At 57.7% G+C, this 22,080-nt stretch carries 22 protein-coding genes; 6 read left to right on the top strand and 16 right to left on the bottom strand.

Annotation, left to right across the window (positions count from 1 at the left end):
* Nucleotides 1-76: 76 nt before the first annotated feature.
* The 14 genes from BMZ24_RS04030 to BMZ24_RS03965 all read right to left on the bottom strand — a co-directional run bounded on the left by BMZ24_RS04030 (nt 77) and on the right by BMZ24_RS03965 (nt 12,902).
* A protein-coding gene (locus BMZ24_RS04030; RefSeq protein WP_425266261.1) for an IS3 family transposase occupies nt 77-1,107 on the bottom strand; the annotation gives its coding sequence in 2 pieces (ribosomal slippage) (nt 77-855 and nt 855-1,107; 1,032 coding nt in all).
* Between the two features lie 384 nt (nt 1,108-1,491).
* Complete coding sequence (gene ispH, locus BMZ24_RS04025; protein ID WP_092189482.1) at nt 1,492-2,355, bottom strand: 4-hydroxy-3-methylbut-2-enyl diphosphate reductase; 864 nt, start codon at nt 2,353-2,355, stop codon at nt 1,492-1,494.
* A 1-nt stretch (nt 2,356) separates the two neighbouring features.
* Nucleotides 2,357-3,331, bottom strand: a complete 975-nt coding sequence (locus tag BMZ24_RS04020) for a tRNA dihydrouridine synthase (RefSeq protein ID WP_092189480.1) — start codon at nt 3,329-3,331, stop codon at nt 2,357-2,359.
* Nucleotides 3,332-3,476: 145 nt separating this feature from the next.
* Nucleotides 3,477-3,902 (bottom strand): hypothetical protein, encoded by a 426-nt coding sequence (locus BMZ24_RS04015; protein WP_092189478.1) that lies wholly within the window; start codon nt 3,900-3,902, stop codon nt 3,477-3,479.
* Entirely contained in the window at nt 3,903-4,205 is a 303-nt protein-coding gene (locus BMZ24_RS04010; RefSeq protein WP_092189476.1) for a hypothetical protein, read from the bottom strand.
* On the bottom strand, nt 4,206-4,967 hold the full coding sequence (locus BMZ24_RS04005) for a flagellar basal body-associated FliL family protein (RefSeq protein WP_092189474.1): 762 nt from the start codon (nt 4,965-4,967) through the stop codon (nt 4,206-4,208). It lies immediately after the preceding gene.
* 47 nt (nt 4,968-5,014) lie between these two features.
* Entirely contained in the window at nt 5,015-5,395 is a 381-nt protein-coding gene (locus BMZ24_RS04000) for a chemotaxis response regulator CheY (protein ID WP_092189472.1), read from the bottom strand.
* Between the two features lie 47 nt (nt 5,396-5,442).
* Complete coding sequence (locus tag BMZ24_RS03995; protein ID WP_092189470.1) at nt 5,443-6,246, bottom strand: FliA/WhiG family RNA polymerase sigma factor; 804 nt, start codon at nt 6,244-6,246, stop codon at nt 5,443-5,445.
* Entirely contained in the window at nt 6,200-7,015 is an 816-nt protein-coding gene (locus BMZ24_RS03990; protein WP_092189468.1) for a MinD/ParA family protein, read from the bottom strand. Before BMZ24_RS03990 ends, BMZ24_RS03995 begins: the two co-directional genes overlap by 47 nt.
* Before the next feature lie 23 nt (nt 7,016-7,038).
* Nucleotides 7,039-8,097, bottom strand: a complete 1,059-nt coding sequence (locus BMZ24_RS03985; protein WP_092189466.1) for a flagellar biosynthesis protein FlhF — start codon at nt 8,095-8,097, stop codon at nt 7,039-7,041.
* A gap of 1 nt (nt 8,098) precedes the next feature.
* The gene (flhA, locus tag BMZ24_RS03980) at nt 8,099-10,186 is read right to left on the bottom strand and encodes a flagellar biosynthesis protein FlhA (protein ID WP_092189464.1); all 2,088 of its coding nucleotides are present in this window, start codon (nt 10,184-10,186) and stop codon (nt 8,099-8,101) included.
* A gap of 26 nt (nt 10,187-10,212) precedes the next feature.
* A complete protein-coding gene (gene flhB, locus BMZ24_RS03975; RefSeq protein WP_092189462.1) occupies nt 10,213-11,277 on the bottom strand; it encodes a flagellar biosynthesis protein FlhB in 1,065 nt (354 codons plus the stop codon).
* A 6-nt stretch (nt 11,278-11,283) separates the two neighbouring features.
* Nucleotides 11,284-12,063 carry a flagellar biosynthetic protein FliR gene (gene fliR / locus BMZ24_RS03970; RefSeq protein ID WP_092189460.1) on the bottom strand — a complete coding sequence of 260 codons (780 nt, stop codon included), beginning with the start codon at nt 12,061-12,063 and terminating at the stop codon, nt 11,284-11,286.
* Between the two features lie 89 nt (nt 12,064-12,152).
* The gene (locus BMZ24_RS03965; RefSeq protein WP_092189458.1) at nt 12,153-12,902 is read right to left on the bottom strand and encodes a tRNA lysidine(34) synthetase; all 750 of its coding nucleotides are present in this window, start codon (nt 12,900-12,902) and stop codon (nt 12,153-12,155) included.
* A gap of 271 nt (nt 12,903-13,173) precedes the next feature.
* Here BMZ24_RS03965 and rpoZ point away from each other — a divergent pair, with 271 nt between their 5' ends.
* From rpoZ to BMZ24_RS03940, 5 genes are all read left to right on the top strand, one after another.
* Nucleotides 13,174-13,404 carry a DNA-directed RNA polymerase subunit omega gene (gene rpoZ / locus BMZ24_RS03960; RefSeq protein ID WP_092189456.1) on the top strand — a complete coding sequence of 77 codons (231 nt, stop codon included), beginning with the start codon at nt 13,174-13,176 and terminating at the stop codon, nt 13,402-13,404.
* Complete coding sequence (gene dnaJ / locus BMZ24_RS03955) at nt 13,404-14,513, top strand: molecular chaperone DnaJ (protein ID WP_092189454.1); 1,110 nt, start codon at nt 13,404-13,406, stop codon at nt 14,511-14,513. The genes rpoZ and dnaJ overlap by 1 nt, the downstream gene beginning before the upstream one ends.
* 66 nt (nt 14,514-14,579) lie before the next feature.
* Nucleotides 14,580-15,059: a cyclic pyranopterin monophosphate synthase MoaC gene (gene moaC, locus BMZ24_RS03950; RefSeq protein WP_092189562.1), complete on the top strand. Its 480-nt coding sequence runs from the start codon at nt 14,580-14,582 to the stop codon at nt 15,057-15,059.
* 142 nt (nt 15,060-15,201) lie between these two features.
* The gene (locus BMZ24_RS03945; protein ID WP_208599801.1) at nt 15,202-15,771 is read left to right on the top strand and encodes an acetate uptake transporter; all 570 of its coding nucleotides are present in this window, start codon (nt 15,202-15,204) and stop codon (nt 15,769-15,771) included.
* Between the two features lie 309 nt (nt 15,772-16,080).
* Nucleotides 16,081-19,326 carry a PAS domain S-box protein gene (locus BMZ24_RS03940; RefSeq protein WP_092189450.1) on the top strand — a complete coding sequence of 1,082 codons (3,246 nt, stop codon included), beginning with the start codon at nt 16,081-16,083 and terminating at the stop codon, nt 19,324-19,326.
* Nucleotides 19,327-19,426: 100 nt separating this feature from the next.
* On the opposite strand, the gene hisF is transcribed toward BMZ24_RS03940, so the two are convergent.
* Nucleotides 19,427-20,206 carry an imidazole glycerol phosphate synthase subunit HisF gene (gene hisF, locus BMZ24_RS03935; protein WP_092189448.1) on the bottom strand — a complete coding sequence of 260 codons (780 nt, stop codon included), beginning with the start codon at nt 20,204-20,206 and terminating at the stop codon, nt 19,427-19,429.
* Nucleotides 20,196-20,837, bottom strand: a complete 642-nt coding sequence (hisH, locus tag BMZ24_RS03930) for an imidazole glycerol phosphate synthase subunit HisH (RefSeq protein WP_092189446.1) — start codon at nt 20,835-20,837, stop codon at nt 20,196-20,198. Before hisH ends, hisF begins: the two co-directional genes overlap by 11 nt.
* Nucleotides 20,838-21,036: 199 nt before the next feature.
* Between hisH and rfaD the strand changes: the two genes are divergently transcribed.
* On the top strand, nt 21,037-22,020 hold the full coding sequence (rfaD, locus tag BMZ24_RS03925; RefSeq protein ID WP_092189444.1) for an ADP-glyceromanno-heptose 6-epimerase: 984 nt from the start codon (nt 21,037-21,039) through the stop codon (nt 22,018-22,020).
* The last annotated feature ends 60 nt before the right edge of the window (nt 22,021-22,080 follow it).

Genomic DNA, 22,080 nt, shown 5'->3' with positions numbered 1-22,080 from the left:
CGATTGGTTACCAAGCGCCTGAGGAATATGAACGGCTGTTCATCAAGATAGCTGTTTAGGGAAATGAACGTGTCCTCTATTGCGAAGACAGGTCATACTGCCTCAGCCAATTCTCCGTAATTTCCTTCACTTCCGTCAGGGATTTGAACAGGTAGAAGTCCAGCACCTCTTCCCTGTAGGTCCTGTTGAAGCGTTCAATGTACGAATTCTGTGTCGGCTTACCTGGTTGGATGAACTCCAATTCCACGCCATTCTTCTCGGCCCAGTCAGCCAGCAACACGGAAATCAGTTCCGGCCCGTTGTCCATTCTCAGCTTGGCAGGCAACCTGCGCCAAGCCACTATCCGATCCAAAACCCGCAATATCCTTGCCGCTGGCAAGTTCGTATCGACTTCGATCGCCAAACACTCACGGCTGAAGTCATCCAGCACGTTGAACGTCCGAAATCTCTGAGCGCTGGCCAGGGCGTCATGCATGAAGTCAATGGACCAGCAGACATTTGCGCATGGCGGAACCGCAAGTGGTTGCGGACTACGCGAAGGCAGGCGCTTCTTGCCTTTACGCCGAAGGTTCATCTTCAAAAGACAATATATCCGGTAGACGCGTTTATGGTTCCAGCGGAAACCGTGTCTGCGTAACACCGCGAACAGTTTGCCGAAGCCGTAGCGAGGATACCGGTCGGCCAGTCCCTGTAGCGCTTCAATGATCGGCGAATCATCCCGTGGTTTGGGCTCATACCGGTACACCGACCGGCTAAGATCCAGCGCAGCACATGCCTGCCTTTCGCTGAGCCCATGCTCACTGTGCATAAAATTCGCTAACTCGCGCTTCTCGGCTGGCCTCAGAGCTTTTTTGCGATAACGTCCTTCAATGCCTCGTTTTCGAGGCTGAGATTGGCGAACATGCGCTTGAGCTTGCTGTTTTCTTCTTCAAGCTCCTTGAGCCTGCGAACGTCCGACGCCTCCATACCGCCGAACTTGGCCTTCCATTGGTAGTAGGTGGCTTGGCTTACGGCATGCTCGCGGCAAATATCGACAACCTTGCGACCGCCATCGGCTTCTTTCAAAATCCGAATAATCTGGCTTTCCGAAAATCGAGACTTCTTCATCTTGCCCTCCGTGAGGCAATCTTTACCAGAAATCTCTATTTTTCAATGGCTCGGTTTTAGGGGAAGGCTACACAAGATAATGGCCTCCAATTCGAGGAGATCTTCATGAAATCTCAGTATGTGCAGAATCTCGATTCGCTGGATTGCATAAGTCCGGAATTGGGTGGTGTGCAGGATCTTCAGCAACAAAAAGCATGGCATATGTGGTTTGAATAACAACTCCTGCTGAACTCTGCCATGGCCAAGGCGAAATTCTATCTTAACGGCATCTGAACTCAAAAGGCTTCTTGAAGGAACCCGTCTGCATGGTCGTTCAGCGTACACAGGAGCTCGAGATGCATGGAAGGAGCTCAAAATGATGCTCCTAAGGATCCGCCAAGCCTTTTATGCCTTGTCAGGAAGAGCCTTGCGAAGTGTCTGTGCGACATTCTCAATGATCCAGGAAGGGGTTGAAGCCCCTGCGGTCAACCCGATACGTTCAAACGCGGCAAGTTCCTTCAGGGGAAGCTCTTCAGCTGTTTCGACGTGGACTGCGAATATTCCTGATTCCTGCGCTATTTGAGCCAATCTTCTGGTGTTTCCGCTGTTTTTTCCTCCGACGATGACCATTGCCTGAACTTTGTGGGACAGCTCGCGGACTTCCTCCTGACGGTCCTTGGTTGCCATGCAGATCGTATCGAGAATGCTCATGTCGGCATCGACGTGCTTGAGCAGATATTCGCGTACGGCATTGAAAGATTCCCTGTCTTGCGTGGTCTGGGCTGCAAGGAAATAGGTTTCAGCAGAATCAATTTCATGTGCGCACAATTCTTCCAGACTTTCGAATACGGTGTGTCTTGGGGCGTAACTCACCAGTCCTTGCACTTCTGGGTGATCGCGTTCTCCAAAGAGAAGCAGATGCTTGTTCTGGTCGGCTTGCCTTTGGATAAGAATTTGGGCTTTTTTGACCTTGGGACAGGTAGCATCAACGATCGTCACGTTTTGCGCTTCCAGTTCCGACTGTATGTTCCTTGGGATTCCATGGGCGCGAATGACCACGACATCTCCCGTTTTCAAGGGTTTTGCCCCGTCGGTTTGGAGCACCCCCTGCTCCTTGTATCGTGCCAGCACTTGCGGATTATGGATGATGGGGCCCAGAGTGTAGATGGTTGCATCTTGAGGTGGAGCGGCCACGGCGTTGTCCAGCTTGTGCAGCGCCATGTCCACTCCCATGCAAAAGCCCGCCGTTTTAGCGATGACAAGTTCCATTTCAGATCTCCTCGGGTTCATTCATGCCAGCTTCTAGAATCGTGAACACATCGTCCCATGACTTGCAGAATACGATATCGCGCCGGATCGCGCGCGCTCCGGGCAGGCCTTTGAGGAATCTGGGCAGCAGAGTGCGCATTTTGAGCAGGCCAAGCCTCTCCATGCCATGCTGGGGATAGAGCTCACTGAGTCTGCGAACCATGCCAACCATGTGCGTCCACGAATTTGGATCCGGCTCTTCTCTACGCAGCAAGTGCAGATACCGTTTGAAAATTGACGGATCGTTCAAGGCTCCGCGCGCGAACATGATGCTATCCACACCTGTTTGCTCAACGCATTGCATGGCGTCTTCCGCGTGAAAGAGATCTCCGCTGGCGATGACAGGCAGGCTCACATTTTCCTTCAGCGTATTCAGTTGGGTCCAATCGGCCTGTCCGGTGAAACCCTGGGCGCCGAAGCGCGGATGCATGGTCACCCAGCCAGCGCCCAATTCCTCGAGTTTTGCGGCCACCTGCAGGTAGACTGGCTGGCCGACATACCAGCCCAGGCGGATCTTAAAGCCCATGCAACCGGGCTCTGCCGCGTTGATCATGGATTTCGCAATGCCAAGGAGCTTTTCCGGTTCCTTGAGCAGGGCTGCGCCGCTGCCTGTTTTCACTACCTTGCGCACCGGGCAACCGCAGTTGAGATCGAAATAGCGGAAGCCCGCTTCCCGCAGGCGTTCGATGGACTGCACAAGAAAAGGCTCTTCCGATCCAAAAAGCTGTACGATCAGGGGACTGTCTTCATCGCAGGTCTGCAGAAGCTCATTGGTGCCCGGACTGTTGTAGATCAGACCCTTGGCGCTGACCATTTCCGTCACGGCAGCGCTGCATCCATATTCGTGACACAGGAGCCGAAAGGGGAGATCGGAATATCCGGCCAGAGGCGCAAGCCAAGGTTTGTCGGGGGTTATGGGGAATAGTGTTTTTTTCATAAAAATATGTTGGAATTCAGCGGCTGGATTGGCGGCCTTCGTAATTTGAACGGAAAAAAGGCCCGCTCAAACGCCGCATTGAAATGGTTGGATTGTCAATGATTGGCGCGGGGGCGGTTCATTTGGCGGGCAAGGATCTCTGGCTTCAATTTTTGGGTTGGTCAAGGATGAGTTCCACTTCATCCACGCTGAGACCCGTGGCCTGTGCCAGGGCTTCGGCTGACTGACCTCGCTTGAAACCGCTCAAGATCGTCTGTCGCAGAAACTGCGGCGATTTGGTGAAATTTTCAGCCTGTTCAAGCAGCCGGCGCATTTCAAGGGCGCGGTAATGCAGCTTTTCTTCCAGGGCGGTCAGTTCTTCTTGGCGTTTGGTGAAAGTGCCTATGATTTCTTTTTCCAGACGGGCGTTCATGTCCAATTTTTGCAGGAATTCCTCTTGTCTGTCCTGTAGGGAGCGCACAAGAAGTTCGGATTTCTTCAGCTTGCCATAGAAAAAAAAGGCGAGAACGATGAGCAGAATCTCCATCAGGGTCGATGCAGTAAGTATCCAGTACGAAATTTGAGGATTCATCTATACCTGCGTGTCTATCAGGTGGCCCTGATCTGATTCGAAGTCAGGTTCATGGGGATGCGCCTGCCGTTCGCCAGCGTATTGTTCCGGAGCCGACTCATTGTGGCCTTCGGGATCAACCGCTGTTTCGGCTGCGCTGGCTTCGCCTTTGGCGACCTGGTCCTTTTCCCGCCGCTGGCGACGCTGAACCAATTCCTTTGCCAACGCCTGCTGAATCTCCGGGTGCGCGATCTGCGTATGATGGATTTTTTGCGCCTCGGGGATCTGGCTGATGAGCGTTGAAAGATTGAGGTTGTCCACCATTTATTTCACCACGTATTCTTCCAGTAGAATTTCAGATACCTGGCCGCTCTTTAAGGTCTGATTGATGACAGCTGCCAGGTCAGTCTTCAATTTTTCGGATCCTTGCTCGGTATCCAGCAGGAAAAGGGGCGAGTTCTTGAGGTATCGATACACTCCGTCGCGGATGAACAGCTTTTTGGCCTGGATTTCAGCACGCATTATCTCGGTCGTGTCCGGTATGGAAAAACGGCAGGTCAGAAAGCGGATTTTACCGTCAATATTGTATTCGATTTGAAACTGTTCGAGGGAGTAGGCTTCGATTTGTTCTGGCGGCTGGACCGTGGCATTTTCGTGAGACTCGACAGCGTCTGAAGCAGAACCTTCGGGCGCGTGCTGTTCCGGGGAACTTTCCGATTCTTTGGCATTCTGTTCTTCCGGGGCTGGCGGATCGGATTTCATGAAGTAGTAGGACCCTCCGGCGCCAAACAGCAAGCACAGGCTTGCGGCAATACCGAGAATCCATAATTTCTTTCGGTTTTTTTTGGCGGGTGCTTCGGTCTGTTCCGAAGGAGGAGCCGCTTCCTCGGGTTCCGGCAGGGATTCGAGGGGAGTGGCTTCGGTTTCTTCCTCGGTTTCCTCGAACTCAAGAAAGAGGGCGTCATCCAGATCAAGTTCAACTTTCTGCAGTCCTTTGGGGACGCTGTCCTGCAGGCGTTCATCATCCAGGGCGACGTTTTTGTCGCCTTCAGGGGAAATCTGGGCGAGAAGGATGAGCAGGATCATGGGGCCTGAGCTGGCCGGCAATACGCGAATGCCGGCCAGAGTGGTTGTTATTCGAAGATTTTATTGATTTTTTGCCCCAGTGTCTCGGCTGTGAAGGGCTTGACTATGTAATTGGACACCTTGGCCTGCACGGCTTCGATGATGTTTTCCTGCTGTGCCTCCGCCGTGACCATGAGAAAGGGCAGGTCGCCGAATTCTTCGCTGGCCCGCACCTTGCGCAGGAGCTCGATGCCGGTCATTTGCGGCATGTTCCAATCGGAGATTATGAAATCCACCTGGTCCTTGGTCAGGACTTCCCAGGCCGCGGTTCCGTCGTCAGCTTCGATGATGTTGTTGAAACCGAGCTGACGAAGAATATTCTTGATGATCCGCCGCATGGTCGAAAAATCATCAACGATGAGCACCCGCATGTTCGTATTGACCGCCATGTATCCCTCCACATGAGCTTTTCGAGAAATTAATCAAAAATGTGTGATCAGTTGATATCGCCGTATTCGCGCACAAACATTTTCTTGAGCTTTCCAAGCGCCTGGGAGTGCAGCTGAGAGACCCGCCCTTCGGTTATGTCGAGGGCCAGCGCCACTTCTTTCATATTGAGTTCTTCAGTGTAATACAAACTTAAGACCAGCTTTTCCCGTTCATTAAGTCTATCGATGAGATGACCGAGCTTGTCAATGATGTCGTGGAAGGCCACGGAGGCAAAGGGTTCGCGGTGATTGCCCCCCTCTCCGGGCTGATTCCATTGGTCCTGGATCGCATCAAGGCTCAGAATGATCTGGGAGTTCACGGCCTCAAGCGTCGCTTCCAGCTCCTGGCGGTCCTGTCCGGTGAGTTCCAGAAGCTCGTTGCGTGAAGGGGCGTGCCCATTTTCCTGCTCGAAATCTCTGATGACCTGTTCAAGCTTTTTGATGCGCTGGCGAAGCCCCCTGGAATACCAGTCCATGCGACGAAGTTCGTCCAGCATGGCCCCGCGTATGCGGCTGTCGGCGAATGTCTCGAAGCGGATATTCAGTTCCGGCTGGAATTTTCCCAGCGCCTCCATGAGCCCAAGCGTGCCTGCGCTGATCAGGTCGGAAAGTTCGATATGGGCCGGAAGCTTGGCCTTGAGGTGCAGGGCGATGATCTTGATACGCGAGGCGAAGCCGCGCGCGATGCAATCCTTGTCCGAGGGACTCAAGGACGCAAAAGTGATGCCCGTCTGCTCCAGAACGGCCCAGACGGGCTCTGCGGATTTATTCCGCAAAGAGGAGCTTCTTCCAGAAGAACTTGATGTTCCCATCGAGATGATCCTGCGGTGTCCATTGCGCCAAGTTGCGGGCGATGCGCTGCATCGCCAGGGAGGCTTCGGTGTCGGGGGTCAGGCTGCAGAAAGGTTGCTGTTCGATGACGGCCTGGCGTACGGCCTTGTCCTGGGGGATGGCGCCGACGAAATTCAGGGAGACCCCGGTCAGGAAGTGGTCGCACGCATTGTACAGCTTGACGAAGATGTCCTTGGCCGATTTTTCGTTCTTGGCCATGTTGATCACGATATGAAATTTGTCCACGCCATGCCTGAGCTTCAGTACCTTGATCAGGGCGTATGCGTCGGTGAGGGAGGTCGGCTCCGGCGTGACGACCACCAGGCGTTCCTGGGCCGCCAGGTTGAAATAGAGCACATTGTCGTTGATGCCCGCTCCAGTGTCCACGATCAGAAAGTCGATGCTGTCTTCCAGCACGTCCATGGCTTCCAGGAGTTCGAGTTTCTGCCCCGTGGACAGGGACAGCATCTCGCTGACTCCGCTGGCCGCCGGCAGGATCGAGAATCCATATTCGGTGGGACAGAGGATGTCGCCCAGGGAGACCCCTTCGTGGAACACATGGAAAAGGTTTCGCTCCGGAGTCAGGCCCAGCACGACATCCACGTTGGCCAGCCCGAGGTCCGCGTCAAGTATGACGCATCGCTTGCCGAGCTTGCTCAGGCACAGGGCGAGATTGACGGAAACGTTCGTTTTGCCGACGCCTCCCTTGCCGGAGGTGACCGAGAGTACAATGGGGAGAGAGGAGCTCATGCTGTGTCCGGGATAAAAAAAGTTTAGTTGGTTGCTTGCGGCAGTTCGTGTCGCAGCAAGAGTTTCCAGACATCCTGATCCTTGGGTTGGGCCAGCGAGTTCTTCAGATCCGGCCCCATGGAAAAAAGAGAGATCGGCAGACCGGTGTTGTTGGCCTGATTGATTATTTCCCCATAATTACAGGCTTCATCAAGCTTCGTCCAGATAATGCTGGACGCGGAGGCGGAGCGGAATCTGGACACGAACGCATCCATCTGCGGGGGAGCGAAAAGCGGGCTCAGCACCAGATGCACATGGCAGGCCGGAAGCTTCCCTCCGGAAACCTCCTGCAGCCAGGAGTCAAGCTGCTGATGGGCGGGCAGGCCCGGCAGGTCAAGCAGGACGAGGTCATGAGATCTGGCGTCGCGCTCAAGGCTCTCCCATTGGGCGGAGTTGTCGAGCTCCCGATAGGACAGGCCCGAGAGCTCCGTGTAATGGCGGAGGTAGAGCCGCCCCTTGCCCTGGGAGCGATCGGCGTTGACCACCAGGATGCGCGCCTTTGGGCGCATTTTTTTCAGGGACAGGGCCAGCCTCAGGGTGGTGCTGGTCTTGCCGCTGCCGAAGGGGCCGGTCAGCAGGTGAAACTTGTGCGTCCAGTCCGTATCGAACCAGGGGCTGAGGCTGACCATGCCGTTCATGACTGACAGGGTGGGCGCATCGGGCGCGTGGCGGAATTTTTCCCACAGATCGATCAGTACATCCTCCTTCACGCCCTCCCGTTCCAGATATTCGAAAACCAGCTGCTGGCGCGGTGTCAAAAGCTGCATGTCCATCTGCGGCTTCAGGACGGCCATGAGCTGCTTGCGCAGCCTGGACCATTCCTCGCGCAGGCAACTGGCATCGTTCTGGGCCAGAGGCATGACGGACTCCGCTGGCGAGGCCTGTTCCTGCGGCATGTCAAGGGCGGCCATGATCTCGTAGCAGGTGACGCCTTTGCGGGTCTGTTTCTGGTTGCTCAGGATGATGGCGTCGGGACCAAGTTCGCTCTTGATCCGGGCCATGATTTCCGAGGTGCTTCTTCCGCTGAATGTTTTGACCTGCATCTTAGATTTCCACCATGGCTACGGATTCAAGTCTGATGTCCGCCGGTATTTCCGCCTGCGAGATGACAGGCATGGTTGGCAAAAAACGGGCCAGAAGCTGGGACAGGTGCTGGCGTATGAGCGGGGAGGTCAGCAGCACGGGCTGTCCCTCGGCCACGATGCCTTTTTCCGCGGCCTTGTTGATGGCCTGGATGATCTTGTGCGCAAGCCCCGGTTCCATGGCCAGATAGGATCCGTTGTCCGTGCGCTTGATGCTCTCCTGGAACGTGTTCTCTATCGTCGGTGACAGGGAGATGATGGGCAGCAGGTTGCCCGTCCCCAGGTACGGCTTGATGATGGTGCGGGACAGGCGCTGGCGCACGAACTCCGTCAACTGATCCGCATCCTTCGAGGAATGACCGTAATCGGCCAGGCATTCCACGATGGACAGAAGGTCGCGGATGGACACGTTTTCGCGCACCAGGTTCTGCAGGACCTTCTGCAGGACGCCGAGGGACAGGACGCCCGGCACCAGCTCTTCAACGACCTTGGGCGCGCGCTGGGACAGGTTGTCCAGCAGGGCCTGGACTTCCTGACGGCCCAGGAATTCATGCAGGTTCTGCTTGAAGACCTCGGTCAGGTGCGTGGCGATGACCGTGGACGGATCTACCACGGTGTAGCCGGCCATGACGGCCTCGTCCTTCTTGGCGTCGGGAATCCACAGCGCCGGGAGATTGAAGGCCGGCTCCAGGGTCTCGATACCCTTGATGGCGTGGCGCGCGTCGCCGGGGTCCATGGCCAGGAAATGGTCGATCATGATTTCCGCCGAAGCCACCCGGTTGCCCTTGATTTGGACCACGTATTCGCCGGGCTTGAGCTGCAGGTTGTCGCGCAGATGCAGGGACGGCACGATGACGCCCATGTCCAGGGCGAACTGGCGGCGAATGGAGCGGATGCGGGCCAAAAGATTGCCGTTCTGGTCTTCGTCCACCAGCGGGATGAGGCCATAGCCCACCTCCAGTTCCATGATGTCGAGCGGGAGCAGGGCCTGCACTTCTTCCGGACTGTCGGGTGCGGAGCCTTTCTTCTTTTTTCCGGTTTCCGGCAACTTGTTTTCGGCCTTGATGCGGTCGGCGAACAGCGCCACCATGAAGAGGACCAGGGAGAGGGTCATGAAGGCCACGGTCGGCATGCCCGGGACTATGGCGAAGAGCAGGAGTACGCCGGAGACCAGTCTGAGAGCCTTGGGATGGTTGGTCAACTGGCCGATGAATTCCTCGCCCATGCGCGCTTCGGCCGCTGCCCGGCTGACAATGAGGCCGGCCGAAGTGGAGGTGATGAGCGACGGGATGGTCGAGACCAGGCCGTCGCCAATGGTCAGCAGGGAGAAGGTCTGGGCCGCTTCCATCCAGCTCATGTCTTTTTGCAGCACGCCGATGAAGATGCCGCCCACGATATTGATGAAGGTGATGAACATGCCCGCGTTGACGTCTCCGGAGACGAACTTGCCCGCGCCGTCCATGGCTCCGTAGAAATCCGCTTCCCGGCGCAGGTTTTCGCGCTGCTTGATGGCCTGCTGTTCGTCGATGAGTCCGGCGTTCAGGTCGGCCTCGATGGCCATCTGCTTGCCGGGCATGGCGTCAAGGGTGAAGCGGGCCGCGACCTCTGCGATGCGGGTCGTGCCGGCCACGATGACGGTCTTGTTCAGGATGAAGAGGATCAGGAAAATGACCGCGCCGATGGCGAAATTGCCTCCGACCACGAACTGCCCGAAAGCTTCGATGACCTTGCCCGCCGCCGAGGTGCCCTGGTCTCCATGGAGCAGGATGAGCCTGGTCGAGGCCACATTGAGCGCAAGGCGCAGCAGCGTGGTCACGAGCAGGACCGACGGGAAGATCGAGAATTCCAGGGGCGAGGTCATGAACATCGAGGTGATGAGGATGACCAGGGAGAAGGAAATGGAAAAAGCCAGGAGTATGTCAAGGATGATGGTCGGCAATGGCACCAGCATGACAAAGAGGGTCATGACAACGCCACCGGCCAGCAGGATGTCTCCCTGGCGGGTAAAGCGTTTGTAGTTGATGGTCATGGCCTCGGTGCGTGTAGCCATTATTTTGACGTCCTTGCCGCTGATGCTCAGCGCGGATTATGTTTGGTTTTGTAAATCTGGGCCAGGATGGCGGCCACTGCCTGGTAGAATTCTTCGGGAATCGTGTCTCCGACTTCGATCACCTTATACAAGGCGCGTGCCAGGGGCTTGTTTTCACGAATGGGCACATTGTTCTCCCGGGCGATGTCCTTGATGCGCTGGGCAACGGCTCCGGCGCCCTTGGCCAGGACCATGGGGGCCGGAGCTTCCATGGCGTTGTAGCGGATGGCGATGGCCAGATGGGTGGGGTTGGTGATGACCACGTCGGCCTTGGGCACATCCTGCATCATGCGCCGCATCATGACCGCCATCATTTTTTGCTTCTGCTTGTTCTTGATGGCCGGATCGCCCTCAGCCTGCTTGCGTTCGTCCTTGACTTCGCCCTTGGTCATTTTCAGGTTCTCCTCGTAGTCCCAGCGGGTATAGAGAAGGTCCGCGATGCCGATCAGGATCATGGGGGTGAGCGCGTAATAGAACATGGTCTGCCCGGCGTTGAGCACATATGCGGCGATGCTTTCGGCGGGCTGGTAAAAGAGCGGAATGACTTCCCCGAAGGCCTGCTTGATGACGATGTACGGGCCAAGGGCCACGGCCGCCGCCATGAAGATGCTTTTGACCAGGCGGACCAGGGCATCCTTGCTGAAGAGTTTTTTGAGGCCGGACCAGACATTGAACATCTGGAATTTCGGCTTGAAGACCTTTGGCGCCCAGAGCTGTCCGACCTGTAGCCGGACGGTGATGAAGGCGGCGACAGCGATGACGAGCATGATCGGCAGGACCATTACTGAAATGCTGTAAAGGCAGGTCTGAAACAGGGTGAGAATCGATCCCGGAGTCAGCTCGAAAACGAACCCTTCCGTGAAGAACCATTGCATCAGATTTTCGATTTCGGTGCGGATGGTGCCGATGTAGAGTTGCAGCATGAGCAGGCCGAAGAGCAGGGTCAGGGGCTTGGGCAGCTCCTGGCTTTTGGGGACATTCCCCTCGCCACGCGCCTTGTTGCGTCGTTTGGGGGTGGCGTTTTCGGTGCGACTCGGATCGTTCTGTGCCATGGTTGCCTAGCGCATCGCGCCGATGAGTTGGGTGAAGAGCAGCGGCATGCGGGACACGAATCCCTCCATGTGCAGGCTGATGATTTCGAAGATGATGCCCATAAACAGGAAGCCGACGGCGATCTTGATCGGGAAGCCGATAATGAGCACGTTCATCTGCGGAGACGCACGGGAAATAAGGGCCAGGGCCAGATCCACAAGGAGGATGGCGGCAATGACCGGCGCGCCGATCTGTATGGCCAGGACAAAAATCTGACCCGACAGGACGAATATCTGGTCCGTCAGCCGGGAGGAAATGAGAATGGAGCCGGGCGGGAGCAGGTCAAAACTTTTCATCAAGCCGCTCAGCAAATACAGATGCCCGTTGATGGCCAGGAACGTCAGCAAACTGACCATGTACATGAAGTGGGCCGTGACCGCCTCGGAAGCGCCGGAATCGGGGTCCACGACGTTGACCATGGCAAAGCCCATCTGGAAGCCGATGAGCTGTCCGCCGGTCTGGATGGCGGCAAAGACGAAGCGGATGACCATGCCCAGGATGAGGCCCAGCAGCAACTCCGCGCCCAGCATGACCGCAAGGGCGAAGGGATGGCCCGGCATCTGGACTCCTGCCAGGGGAAGTCTTGGCCACAGGGCCAGGGTCAGGGTCAGGCAGAGCGCGGCTTTGACCGTGGCGGGCAGGACTGCGCCGCCAAAAAAAGGCATCATGAAAAGAATGAGGCTTATGCGCATCAGCGCAAAGATGAAGGTCAAGATGACTGCGGGGTCGAGGGAGAAGAGATCCATGGAGGGGCTAAAGCAAAACGCGGACCAGAAAAAAATCCGCGTTCGGCTTCAACGTCGGGTGTTGGCTTCCGGCACAAGGCCGGGCCATTTCAGATCATGCCGGGCCAAGACTCGAGCTGCCAGCGGCGCAGGGCGTTGAACATGTTGGTGCGGATGCGCTTGTCGCCTTCGCATAGCGCCAGGGCCTGATTCAGGGTCTGGCTGCGGGCAGTCTTGTCCTTGGAGGGGCAGTCGTTCTCCCAGACCGGGAGCTTCCACTGCCTGCACGCCTGGGTTATGGTGGCCTTGTCCAGCAGGAGCAAGGGGCGGATGAGGGTCAGTCTGCCGCCGAAATAGCTCTCCTTGGGGACCAGACCGTAGATCTTGCCTGTTTTCAGCATGTTCATGAAGAAGGTCGAGACCAGATCGTCGGTGTTGTGCCCGAGGGCGAGGTGGGTCAGGTTGTACTCCCTGCAGAGGTCGAAGAGGCGTTTGCGCCGATGCCACGCGCAGAAAAAGCAGGGTGATTTCTTGCGGTTTTCCGGAGAGTGCGCCCTGGGCCCGAAATCGGTGGTCTCAAGATGTCCCGCCACGCCGTTCGTGCGCATCCACTCCGCCAGGGGTGCATGGCTCGTTTCGTCAAAGCCGGGATTCAGATGGATGACAAACAGTTCGACGGGGAAGGGGATGATGCGCTGGCGCATGATCATGACCTGAAGCATGACCCAGCTGTCCATGCCTCCGGAAACGGCCAGCCCGATGCGCGCTCCGGGCCAGGCCATGCCTGCCTGCTGCATGATCTTTCCGGTCTGTCCAAGACAGAACTGCTGTGCGTATTTGAGTCTTCCCCACTGGGCCATGTTGCTCGTCCTTGGGCTGAAGTGTCGCGGGGTCGGCCCGCGCGTGAGGATTTGACAGATCCTGCGCGGGTATTATGACCCATCAGAAGCGCAGGTCAGTACAAAGCGCTTCGGGCCGTGTAAAGGGCCCAGGCTGCTCTCCTGTGAATTGTGAGTTGACAGTGTCCTGGGGTTATGCGTAGCGTGAAATGTTATTCCCGACTCGACTTTTTAGGGGCCGGGACTTTTTGTCGTTTATTCACACATTCATATACATTTTTTCGGAGGTGCAATGGCCAGAATTACCGTTGAAGATTGCTTGGAGAAGGTCAACAACAGATTTCTGATCGTGCAGATGGCCATTAAGCGGGTCAAGCAATATCATGAAGGATACGAGCCCCTTGTAGCAAGCAAAAACAAGGAGATCGTGACCGCCCTCAGGGAAATTGCCGAAGGAAAGGTTCTGCCCGACGTGGAGCGCGTCGAGGATTTGAGTTTTGAAGCTGACGATCAGGATGAATAATGGCTGACAAGCGTGATTATTACGATGTGCTCGGTGTAGGCCGCGACGCCTCGGCGGATGAAATCAAGAGTGCCTACCGCAAGATGGCGTTGCAATTCCACCCGGATCGCAACCCCGACAATCCGGAGGCGGAAGACAAGTTCAAGGAAGCCGCGGAAGCCTACGAGGTGCTTGGGGACGCGAGCAAGCGCGCCCAGTACGACCGTTTCGGGCACGCCGGCATGAATGGCCAGGGGTTTGGAGACCATTTCCATTCCTCTGAAGACGTGTTCAGTGCTTTCGGGGATATTTTCGGGGATTTCTTCGGCTTCGGCGCTGCCGCCGGCGGCCGCAGACGTCCCCGTGCCGGGGCTGATCTGCGCTACAACCTGACCGTTTCATTTCGCGACGCGGCCAAGGGTACGGAGGTCGACCTCAACATCCCCAAGAAGGAAGTCTGTTCCGACTGTTCCGGTTCGGGCTCCGCTCCCGGACACACGGCCGAGACCTGCCAGCATTGTCGTGGCCAGGGCCAGGTGACCCAGAGCCAGGGCTTTTTCAGGATTTCCGTACCCTGTCCGGTCTGCCGGGGCGAAGGCAAGGTCGTCACCCATCCCTGCGCCAAATGTCGCGGTCAGGGCATTGTGCAGGTCAACAAGAGCCTCAAGGTGCGCATTCCTGGAGGCGTGGACAACGGCAGCCGCCTGCGTCTGCGCGGCGAGGGCGAGCCGGGTGATTTCGGTGGCCCGCACGGCGATCTGTATGTGGTCATCTATGTCGAGGAAGACAAAATATTCACTCGCCGGGGCCAGGATCTGGTCATCGTGGCCGACATCTCCATCGTGCAGGCCATCCTTGGCGCCAAGATCGAGGTGCCTACCCTTGACGAGCCCGTGACCCTGGAAATTCCCAAGGGTACGCAGTCCGGCAAGATTCTGCGCATCAAGGGCATGGGTTTGCCGCATCTGGGCAGCACCCAGAAAGGAGACCTGCTGGTTGAGGTTTCCGTGCGCATCCCGACCAAGGTGACCAAGAAGCAGGAAGAATTGCTGCGCGAGTTCGACAAACTCGAAGAGAGCCGCCCCCTGAACAAGGTCAAGGATTTCTTCAAGAAAGCCATGGGCGACTGATCTTTACACATGAACCGAGCAGGCCGGAAGCGCATGTTTCCGGCCTTTTCTTTTGCGGAGGGGAGCATGGACGAGAGGTTGACGCATATCGACGAGGCCGGAAACGTGGTCATGGTGGACGTGGGCGACAAGGCGGATACCAGACGCCGGGCGGTGGTGCGGACACGTGTTCTGCTCAACGCACGCACCTTCGACCTTTTGACCAGAAACGCCCTGCCCAAGGGTGACGTGCTGACCACGGCCAAGGTGGCCGGAATCATGGCCGCCAAGCGTACCTGGGAGCTCATTCCCATGTGTCACCCAATTTTGCTTTCCAAGGTCGACGTGAAGCTCACGCCCGTGCCTGCCGATCTGACCATAGAGATCGAGGCCGAGGCGCGGACCACCGGACCCACGGGCGTGGAAATGGAAGCGCTCATGGCCGCCCAGGTCGCGGCCATGACCATCTACGACATGTGCAAGGCCGTGCAGCGCGACATTCTGATCACGGATTGCAGGCTTACGCACAAGAGCGGTGGAAAAAGCGGCGAGTTCAACGCCGAGTAGCATCTCCACCCCCGAAAAGTTATTATTGCGCGCTTTGGATTTCCAGAGCGCGTTTTTTTGCAAACAAGGCTTGTCTCCACCCGACAACGGGAAGTAATTTTTTTATAACAAAGAAGGATTATTCGTGAACTCTGAAATGCGCATCAAGGACACTTCCGCCAATCCTGCTCCGCTGGGACTGGTGGGTTTCGGGCTGACCACAATTTTGCTCAACATCCACAATGCGGGTCTGTATCCCAACAACTCCATGATTTTGGGCATGGGCATTTTCGTGGGCGGCATTGCCCAGATCATCGCCGGTATCCTCGAATCCAAGAAAAACAACACATTCGGCCTGACCGCCTTTACCGCCTACGGTTCCTTCTGGCTCTCGCTCGTGGCCATCTGGACCCTGCCCGCCCTTGGGCTGGCCGAAAAGGCCGATGAAACCGCCATGGGCTTTTATCTGGCCATCTGGGGGCTTTTCACATTCGGGATGTTCATCGGAACCTTCCGCCTGAGCCGGGCCCTGCAGGTCGTCTTCGGCACCCTGGTCGCCCTGTTTTGGCTTTTGGCCATAGGTGACTTGACCCACATCGCGGCGTACAAGGTCATTGGCGGATACGTGGGCATTCTGTGCGGCTTCTCCGCTTTTTATACGGCCATCGCACAGGTTTTGAACGAGGTTTACGGTCGCACGGTACTTCCGCTGGGGCCTGTCGCGCGTTCTTAGCAGGGCGTTGAAAAGCGGCGATCTGCTGCGTCAACGAAAAAGGCTGTCCACGTGGTGTCCAGCCTTTTTTTGCGCTCATGTCCCGAGCGAGTCGCGGCCGCATGGTGTTTTGCCCTCCGGGTTGGTATGGACGGAGTGCTTGATGGCTGTCTTGCCAGAGCCTGAACTCCTGTCATACAAGCTGCCCATGGATCACGAATCTCCTTGCACGTTGCGCGACACTGGCCATGCAGCCGGCGTGGGTTCGAACCTTGGGCCAGTAGCGCCGGTCAGACACGCCTGGCGGCGTGACCGAAGCGAGGATTTAGTATGAGATTTTTTGGCAGCGGCATTTCACTTCGTACCTCGATCCCGTTGCTTCTGGTCTGCGTCATTCTTTCTTCCACCATCCTGATCAGCTGGGTTTCATTCACCGGGGGCCGTGAAGCGGTCGGGGATGTCGGCTTGCAGCTGCGCAAGGAAGTTTCCCAGCGTATTTTCGAGCATCTGCTGGACTTCCTTCGACTGCCCCACGAAATAAATCGCGGCAACGCGCGGGCCCTGCAACGCGGGCTCGTGTCCGCCGACGAACCCGAACTGCTGGTTGCGCGGTTTTCCGAGCAGGTGGATCTTTTTCCTTCTGTGTCGAGCATCTATTTCGGAAATGTTCAGGGTGGCCTTGCCAACAGTGGCCGGGATCCGGAGCATGGCTTCAAATATTCCATCCGCACAGACGATTTCAAGGCCGGTGTTTTTCGCAAGTTTGCCATGGATTCACTTGGCAACCAGGGCGAGGAAATGGCCAGTGTGACCAGCTTCGATGCGCGGACGCGCCCGTGGTATGCCAAGGCCCTGCTCGCGGAAGGGCCGGTCTGGAGCGATGTCTATGTGCTTTTTACCGGCCAGGATCTGGCCCTTGCCGCCAGCCGCCCGGTGTTTGACGATCGGGGTCGGACGCTTGGAGTGGTGTCCGTGGATGTTTTCTTGTCCCAGCTCACCGCCTTTTTGCAACGGCTGCGCATTGGCCGTGCCGGAAAGGCGTTCATCGTGGAGCGCTCGGGCCTGATGGTGGCCGGTTCGGGCACGGAACCGCTCTTCATACCGGGCAGAGACGGCAATCCAAGCCGACGTCTTTGGGGTGTGCATAGCCGGGACCCGCTGGTGCGCGGCGCGGTGCAAACCCTGACCTCCAAATTCGGCGCGCTTGATCGGATCGACGCGGAGCACCACCTTGATTTTACCGACCGGGGCCGGAAAATTCTGATGACGGCCTCTCCGCTTCGCGATCCCCTGGGCATTGACTGGCTCATCGTCGTCGTGGTTCCGGAAGCGGATTTTATGGCCAAAATCGGGGAAAATGCCCGCGTCAGCATGATCTTGATTCCGGGGGTTCTCATTTTGGCGCTGCTCGTCGGGGCCCTGCTGGCGCGCCGTATAGTCAGTCCCATCTCAAGGCTTGACGCCGCGGCCGGACGATTGGCCGAAGGTGGGGGCCTGGAAAGGATAAATGAGTCCTCCCGGTTTTCAGAGGTCCAAAGCCTGACCCGCTCCTTCAATCGGATGGCCCTGCAGCTGTCCGATACCATGCAGGCAATGCAGCAGGAGCTGGGCGAGCGGCAACGAGCCGAGGCGGCTCTCGGCGAAAGCGAAGCCCGGTATCGGACCCTGGTCGAACTGGCCGTGGACGGAATTCTCCTTGGCTCTCATGAGGGCGTGATCATCGGCGCCAATGAATGCATGTGCGATCTTCTTGGCCTGAAGCAGGAGGATCTGATTGGAAAACACGTCGGCGACCTTCCGTTCAAGCCTGAGAGTCTGGCGAAAACACCCTTGCGCTTCAATTTGCTGGAAAAGGGCGAAATCGTGCAAAAAGAGCGCACCCTTCTGCGCGTGGACGGGTCCGAACTTCATGTCGAGATGCGCAGCAAGATGATGCCGGACGGGACCTATCAATCAATCTACCGCGACGTCACCGCGCGCAAGCGGGCCGAGGAGGCCTTGCGGGAAAGCGAGGAACGACTGCGGACGCTCAGCGACAATCTGCCCGGCGGGCTCGTCTATCAGCTGGAGACCGACCTTGGTGGCGGACATCGGCGATTTTCGTACGTTAGCGCGGGCGTCGAACTTCTGCATGAGGTGAGCGTGCAGGAGGTGATGGATGATGCTTCGGTCATCTACGCGCAGGTCGAGCCCGAGGACCGGGCGTTCTTGTCCAAACGTCAGGCTCAGGCCGAATCGGCCCGGTCGCTTTTTCAGGCCGAAGTTCGATTCCGCCTGCCGTCGGGAACTGTGCGCTGGAGCCATCTGGCCTCGGCTCCACGCATGCTGTCCGCTGATCGCGTGGTCTGGGACGGGGTCGAGATCGATATCACGGAGCGCAAAATGGCCGAGGCGGCCTTGCTGGACGCCAAGGAAGCCGCCGAAGCCGCCAACACGGTCAAGACGGAATTTTTGGCCAACATGAGCCATGAAATCCGCACTCCGCTCAACGGCATTCAAGGCATGATGCAGCTTTTGCGGCAGACCAGCCTGGACCCGGAGCAGAGGCGGTTCGTGGACCTATCCATCACTTCAGCCATTCGCCTGACGCGGCTGCTGACCGACATCCTGGACATCTCCAGGATCGAGGCCGGGAAGATGAGCATCCTTGAGGCCCCGTTCAGTGTGCCCGAGCTTGTCGATTCGGTCGTGGAGCTGTTTGCGATCCCCGCGCGTGAAAAAGGGCTTTCGCTCGATTGCGTCATTCATCCAGGCCTGTCAGCGCAACTCGTCGGCGATGAGGCGCGGGTGCGTCAAATTCTGTTCAATCTGGTCGGCAATGCCTTGAAATATACGGATCAGGGGGGCGTGACAGTCGAATTGTCCCCTCTGCACGCAGACCCTTGCCTATCGAGCGGCGTCTGTATGCATGTTGCCGATACTGGAGTGGGCATCCCCCAGCAGATGCTCTCTGGTGTCTTCGAGCCGTTCAGGCAGGTGGAGGGTTCCCACACCCGCAGATACGAAGGCGCCGGGCTTGGCCTGACCATTGTTCGCCGACTGGTGGAACTCATGCATGGAAGCATCGAGGTCAAGAGCGCCGCCGGAACGGGAACGTCCGTGCGCGTCACACTGCCCCTGCGCGCCGCCAGTGAATATTGCCCGCTCGCGGAAACTTATGCGGAAGTTGTGGAGACTGGCGCGGGACGGTCCCTGCGCATTCTGTTGGCCGAGGACGAGGCCATCAACCAACTGGCCATGCGAACTCTGCTCGAAAGGTCCGGGCATGAGGTCGCGCTTGCCTGCAATGGCCAGGAGGTACTTGATTTGCTGCTGACAGGAGATTTTGACTGCATTCTCATGGATGTGCAGATGCCGGTCATGAGCGGTGTCGAAGCGACCAGGAAAATTCGCGCCTTGTCCGGTCCAAAGAAAAATATCCCTATAATCGCCCTGACCGCCCACGCCATGAGCGGGGATCGCGAGTCGTTTCTGAGGGCGGGAATGGATGATTACCTGCCCAAGCCGGTCGGCATGACCGATCTGGTTAACGCCATCGCCAAGCTGAGGCGTGCTTCCACCGCGGAAAACGGATAACGTTGCTTCCTGCGGATGTCAGGCCTGCCTTTTTCCCCTCAAAACACGAAAGCCCCCGCTTTGAACGCGGAGGCTTTCGTGTTTTGAGGACACTCCAAGGTCACCAGATCCGGCGGACCTTGACCCCTTTTTCGGCCATGTGGTTCTTGAGGTCCGTGACGGTATATTCGCCGTAATGCACGATGGAGGCGATGAGCGCGGCCGAGGCGCGTCCCTTTGTCACGGCGTCGACCATGTGCTGGGGATTGCCCGCCCCGCCCGAGGCGATGATCGGGATGCGCACGTTGTCCGCGATGAGGCGGGTCAGGGTCAGCTCATAGCCGTCCTTGGTGCCGTCGGCGTCGATGGAGTTGATGCACAGTTCGCCCGCGCCCAGGCGTTCCACTTCTTTGGCCCACCACAGGGCGTCGATGCCCATGTGCTTGCGGCCGCCGTGGATGACGATCTCGTAGCCCGAGGGGATGGCTTCGCTTTTCGCTACGCGCAGCACGTCCATGCCCACGACGATGCACTGGGAGCCGAAGGCCGCCGCGCCTTCGGAGATGATGTGGGGGGTTTTGACCGCCGCCGAGTTGACGGAGATCTTTTCGGCTCCGGCCAGGAGCACGTCGCGCATGTCGGCCACGGTGGAGATGCCTCCGCCCACGGAGAAGGGAATGAAGATCTGGGAGGCTACGTTCTCCACGACCTTGAGCATGATGCCCCGGCCCTCGTGCGAGGCCGTGATGTCGTAGAAGACGATCTCGTCCGCGCCTTCCTCGTAGTAGCGCCGGGCGGTCTCAACGGGGTCGCCGATGTCGATGTTGCCCTCGAATTTGATGCCCTTGGTCAGCTTGCCGTTCCGGACATCGAGGCAGGGAATGATGCGTTTACTGAGCATTGGCCGCCTCCCTGCAGTAATCGTAAAAGTTTGAAAGCATCTTCAGGCCCGGCCGTCCGCTCTTTTCCGGGTGGAACTGGGCCGACCACAGACCGTCACGGCCATGTACGGAACAGAATTCCCGGCCGTAATATGTGGTGGCGATGACGAACTCCGGAGCCGGATTCGGGTAGTAGCTGTGTACGAAATAGAATTCGCTCTCGGGGGAGATGCCGTTGAAGAGCGGGCACGGCTTTTTGGTGTTCACGGTGTTCCAGCCCATGTGCGGGATGCTGATGGGCGTACCGTCTTCTTCGGTCAGGTCCGGGGTGAAGATGTCGCAGCGACCGGGAATGAGGCCGAGGGTCTTGGTGTCGTTCTCCGGGCTGTATTCGAGCAGGATCTGGCAGCCCAGGCAAATGCCCAGGAGCGGTTTGCCAGCCGCGATTTCCCGGGCCATGACGTCGCGCAGGCCGGATTGGTGCAGATTGGCCATGGCCGAACCGGCGGCGCCGACGCCGGGGAAGATGAGGCCCTGGCAGTCCGCGATGGCGTGAGCGTCGGCGGTGATGGTGCACGGGATGGAGAGATAATCGAGTGCGCGCTTGACACTGGTCAGATTGCCGGCCTTGTAGTCAAGGATGGCTAGCATGGGGAGCTCCTGTAGCATGGGGTGAAAAGAAGGCACTCTAGCCAAAGACCCGGCAAAAACCAAGGCCCGGTTGCCCGGCATTTTTTTCAGCGGCCTCGGCCTATGGCAGCGCCGAATCCCCGCCGTCTGGACGCAGGGTGTCTTGCCCCGGCAGGGCTTTCGGGCTAGGGGCGGGTGAAGAAGATTTGAAGGGGGATTTATGATCATCATCACCGGCGGCGCGGGCTTCATCGGCAGCGCCATGGTCTGGGAATTGAATCGGCAGGGATACAGGGACATCGTCGTGGTCGACAACCTGGCATCCACGAACAAATGGCGCAATCTGGTCGGGCTGGCCTATCACCGTTATATCCAGAAAGACAAATTCCTGGATTTGCTCAACACCAGGTATATGGAAGGCCGGATCGAGGCCGTGATCCACATGGGCGCCTGCTCCGCGACCACGGAAGCCGACTGCGACTATCTCATCCGCAACAATCTGGAATATTCCAAGGCCATGTGCCGTTTCGCCCAGGAGCGCAATGCGCGCTTCATCTATGCCAGCTCCGCCGCCACCTATGGCGACGGCAGCCGTGGCTTCGACGACTCGGATACTGCCATGGAAGGCCTGCATCCGCTCAACATGTACGGCTATTCCAAGCATCTTTTCGACCTCTGGCTCAAGGGCGACGGGCTGCTGGACCAGATGGCCGGGCTCAAGTTCTTCAATGTCTTCGGCCCCAACGAATACCACAAGGACGACATGCGCTCCGTGGTCTGCAAGGCCTTCACCCAGATCCGCCAGACCGGGAAGTTGAAGCTCTTCAAGTCCTACCGCGAGGAATACGCCGATGGCGAGCAGCGCCGGGACTTCGTCTACATCAAGGATTGCGTGCAGGTCATCGACTGGCTGATCAAGAATCCGGACGTGGGAGGCATCTTCAACGTCGGCACGGGACAGGCCCGGACCTGGAACGATCTGGCGCGAGGCGTGTTCGCGGCCATGGGACGGGAACCGCAGATCGAATACGTGGACATGCCGGACAACCTGCGCGGCAAATATCAGTACTACACCTGCGCCGACCTGACCAAGCTCGCCGGTCGCGGCTGCGATGTGAACTTCAGGCCGCTGGAGGAAGGGGTGACCGACTATGTGCAGAACTATCTGATGCAGGCCTATGCACATCTGACGTCAAGATACTGATTTCTTTCGGATTGAAACAGAACGGGCGGCCTGGGATTTCCCCGGCCGCCCGTTCTGTTT

It is taken from the genome of Desulfomicrobium norvegicum, assembly GCF_900114595.1.
GTDB lineage: Bacteria > Desulfobacterota > Desulfovibrionia > Desulfovibrionales > Desulfomicrobiaceae > Desulfomicrobium > Desulfomicrobium macestii.
The sequence above is the reverse complement of the archived record's forward strand: the minus strand, read 5'-3'. Positions and strand labels throughout refer to the sequence as shown.

What these genes read in the sequence shown, in the direction of transcription:
- rfaD (WP_092189444.1), top strand. Translation starts at nt 21,037, where the DNA reads ATGATCATCATCACCGGCGGCGCGGGCTTCATCGGCAGCGCCATGGTC.
- rpoZ (WP_092189456.1), top strand. Translation starts at nt 13,174, where the DNA reads ATGGCCAGAATTACCGTTGAAGATTGCTTGGAGAAGGTCAACAACAGA.
- BMZ24_RS04010 (WP_092189476.1), bottom strand. Translation starts at nt 4,205, where the DNA reads ATGGTGGACAACCTCAATCTTTCAACGCTCATCAGCCAGATCCCCGAG.
- BMZ24_RS04000 (WP_092189472.1), bottom strand. Translation starts at nt 5,395, where the DNA reads ATGGCGGTCAATACGAACATGCGGGTGCTCATCGTTGATGATTTTTCG.
- BMZ24_RS03985 (WP_092189466.1), bottom strand. Translation starts at nt 8,097, where the DNA reads ATGCAGGTCAAAACATTCAGCGGAAGAAGCACCTCGGAAATCATGGCC.
- hisH (WP_092189446.1), bottom strand. Translation starts at nt 20,837, where the DNA reads ATGCTAGCCATCCTTGACTACAAGGCCGGCAATCTGACCAGTGTCAAG.
- dnaJ (WP_092189454.1), top strand. Translation starts at nt 13,404, where the DNA reads ATGGCTGACAAGCGTGATTATTACGATGTGCTCGGTGTAGGCCGCGAC.
- fliR (WP_092189460.1), bottom strand. Translation starts at nt 12,063, where the DNA reads ATGGATCTCTTCTCCCTCGACCCCGCAGTCATCTTGACCTTCATCTTT.
- moaC (WP_092189562.1), top strand. Translation starts at nt 14,580, where the DNA reads ATGGACGAGAGGTTGACGCATATCGACGAGGCCGGAAACGTGGTCATG.
- hisF (WP_092189448.1), bottom strand. Translation starts at nt 20,206, where the DNA reads ATGCTCAGTAAACGCATCATTCCCTGCCTCGATGTCCGGAACGGCAAG.
- BMZ24_RS03965 (WP_092189458.1), bottom strand. Translation starts at nt 12,902, where the DNA reads ATGGCCCAGTGGGGAAGACTCAAATACGCACAGCAGTTCTGTCTTGGA.
- BMZ24_RS04015 (WP_092189478.1), bottom strand. Translation starts at nt 3,902, where the DNA reads ATGAATCCTCAAATTTCGTACTGGATACTTACTGCATCGACCCTGATG.
- BMZ24_RS03995 (WP_092189470.1), bottom strand. Translation starts at nt 6,246, where the DNA reads ATGGGAACATCAAGTTCTTCTGGAAGAAGCTCCTCTTTGCGGAATAAA.
- flhA (WP_092189464.1), bottom strand. Translation starts at nt 10,186, where the DNA reads ATGGCTACACGCACCGAGGCCATGACCATCAACTACAAACGCTTTACC.
- BMZ24_RS03940 (WP_092189450.1), top strand. Translation starts at nt 16,081, where the DNA reads ATGAGATTTTTTGGCAGCGGCATTTCACTTCGTACCTCGATCCCGTTG.
- ispH (WP_092189482.1), bottom strand. Translation starts at nt 2,355, where the DNA reads ATGGAACTTGTCATCGCTAAAACGGCGGGCTTTTGCATGGGAGTGGAC.
- BMZ24_RS04020 (WP_092189480.1), bottom strand. Translation starts at nt 3,331, where the DNA reads ATGAAAAAAACACTATTCCCCATAACCCCCGACAAACCTTGGCTTGCG.
- BMZ24_RS03990 (WP_092189468.1), bottom strand. Translation starts at nt 7,015, where the DNA reads ATGAGCTCCTCTCTCCCCATTGTACTCTCGGTCACCTCCGGCAAGGGA.
- BMZ24_RS04005 (WP_092189474.1), bottom strand. Translation starts at nt 4,967, where the DNA reads ATGATCCTGCTCATCCTTCTCGCCCAGATTTCCCCTGAAGGCGACAAA.
- flhB (WP_092189462.1), bottom strand. Translation starts at nt 11,277, where the DNA reads ATGGCACAGAACGATCCGAGTCGCACCGAAAACGCCACCCCCAAACGA.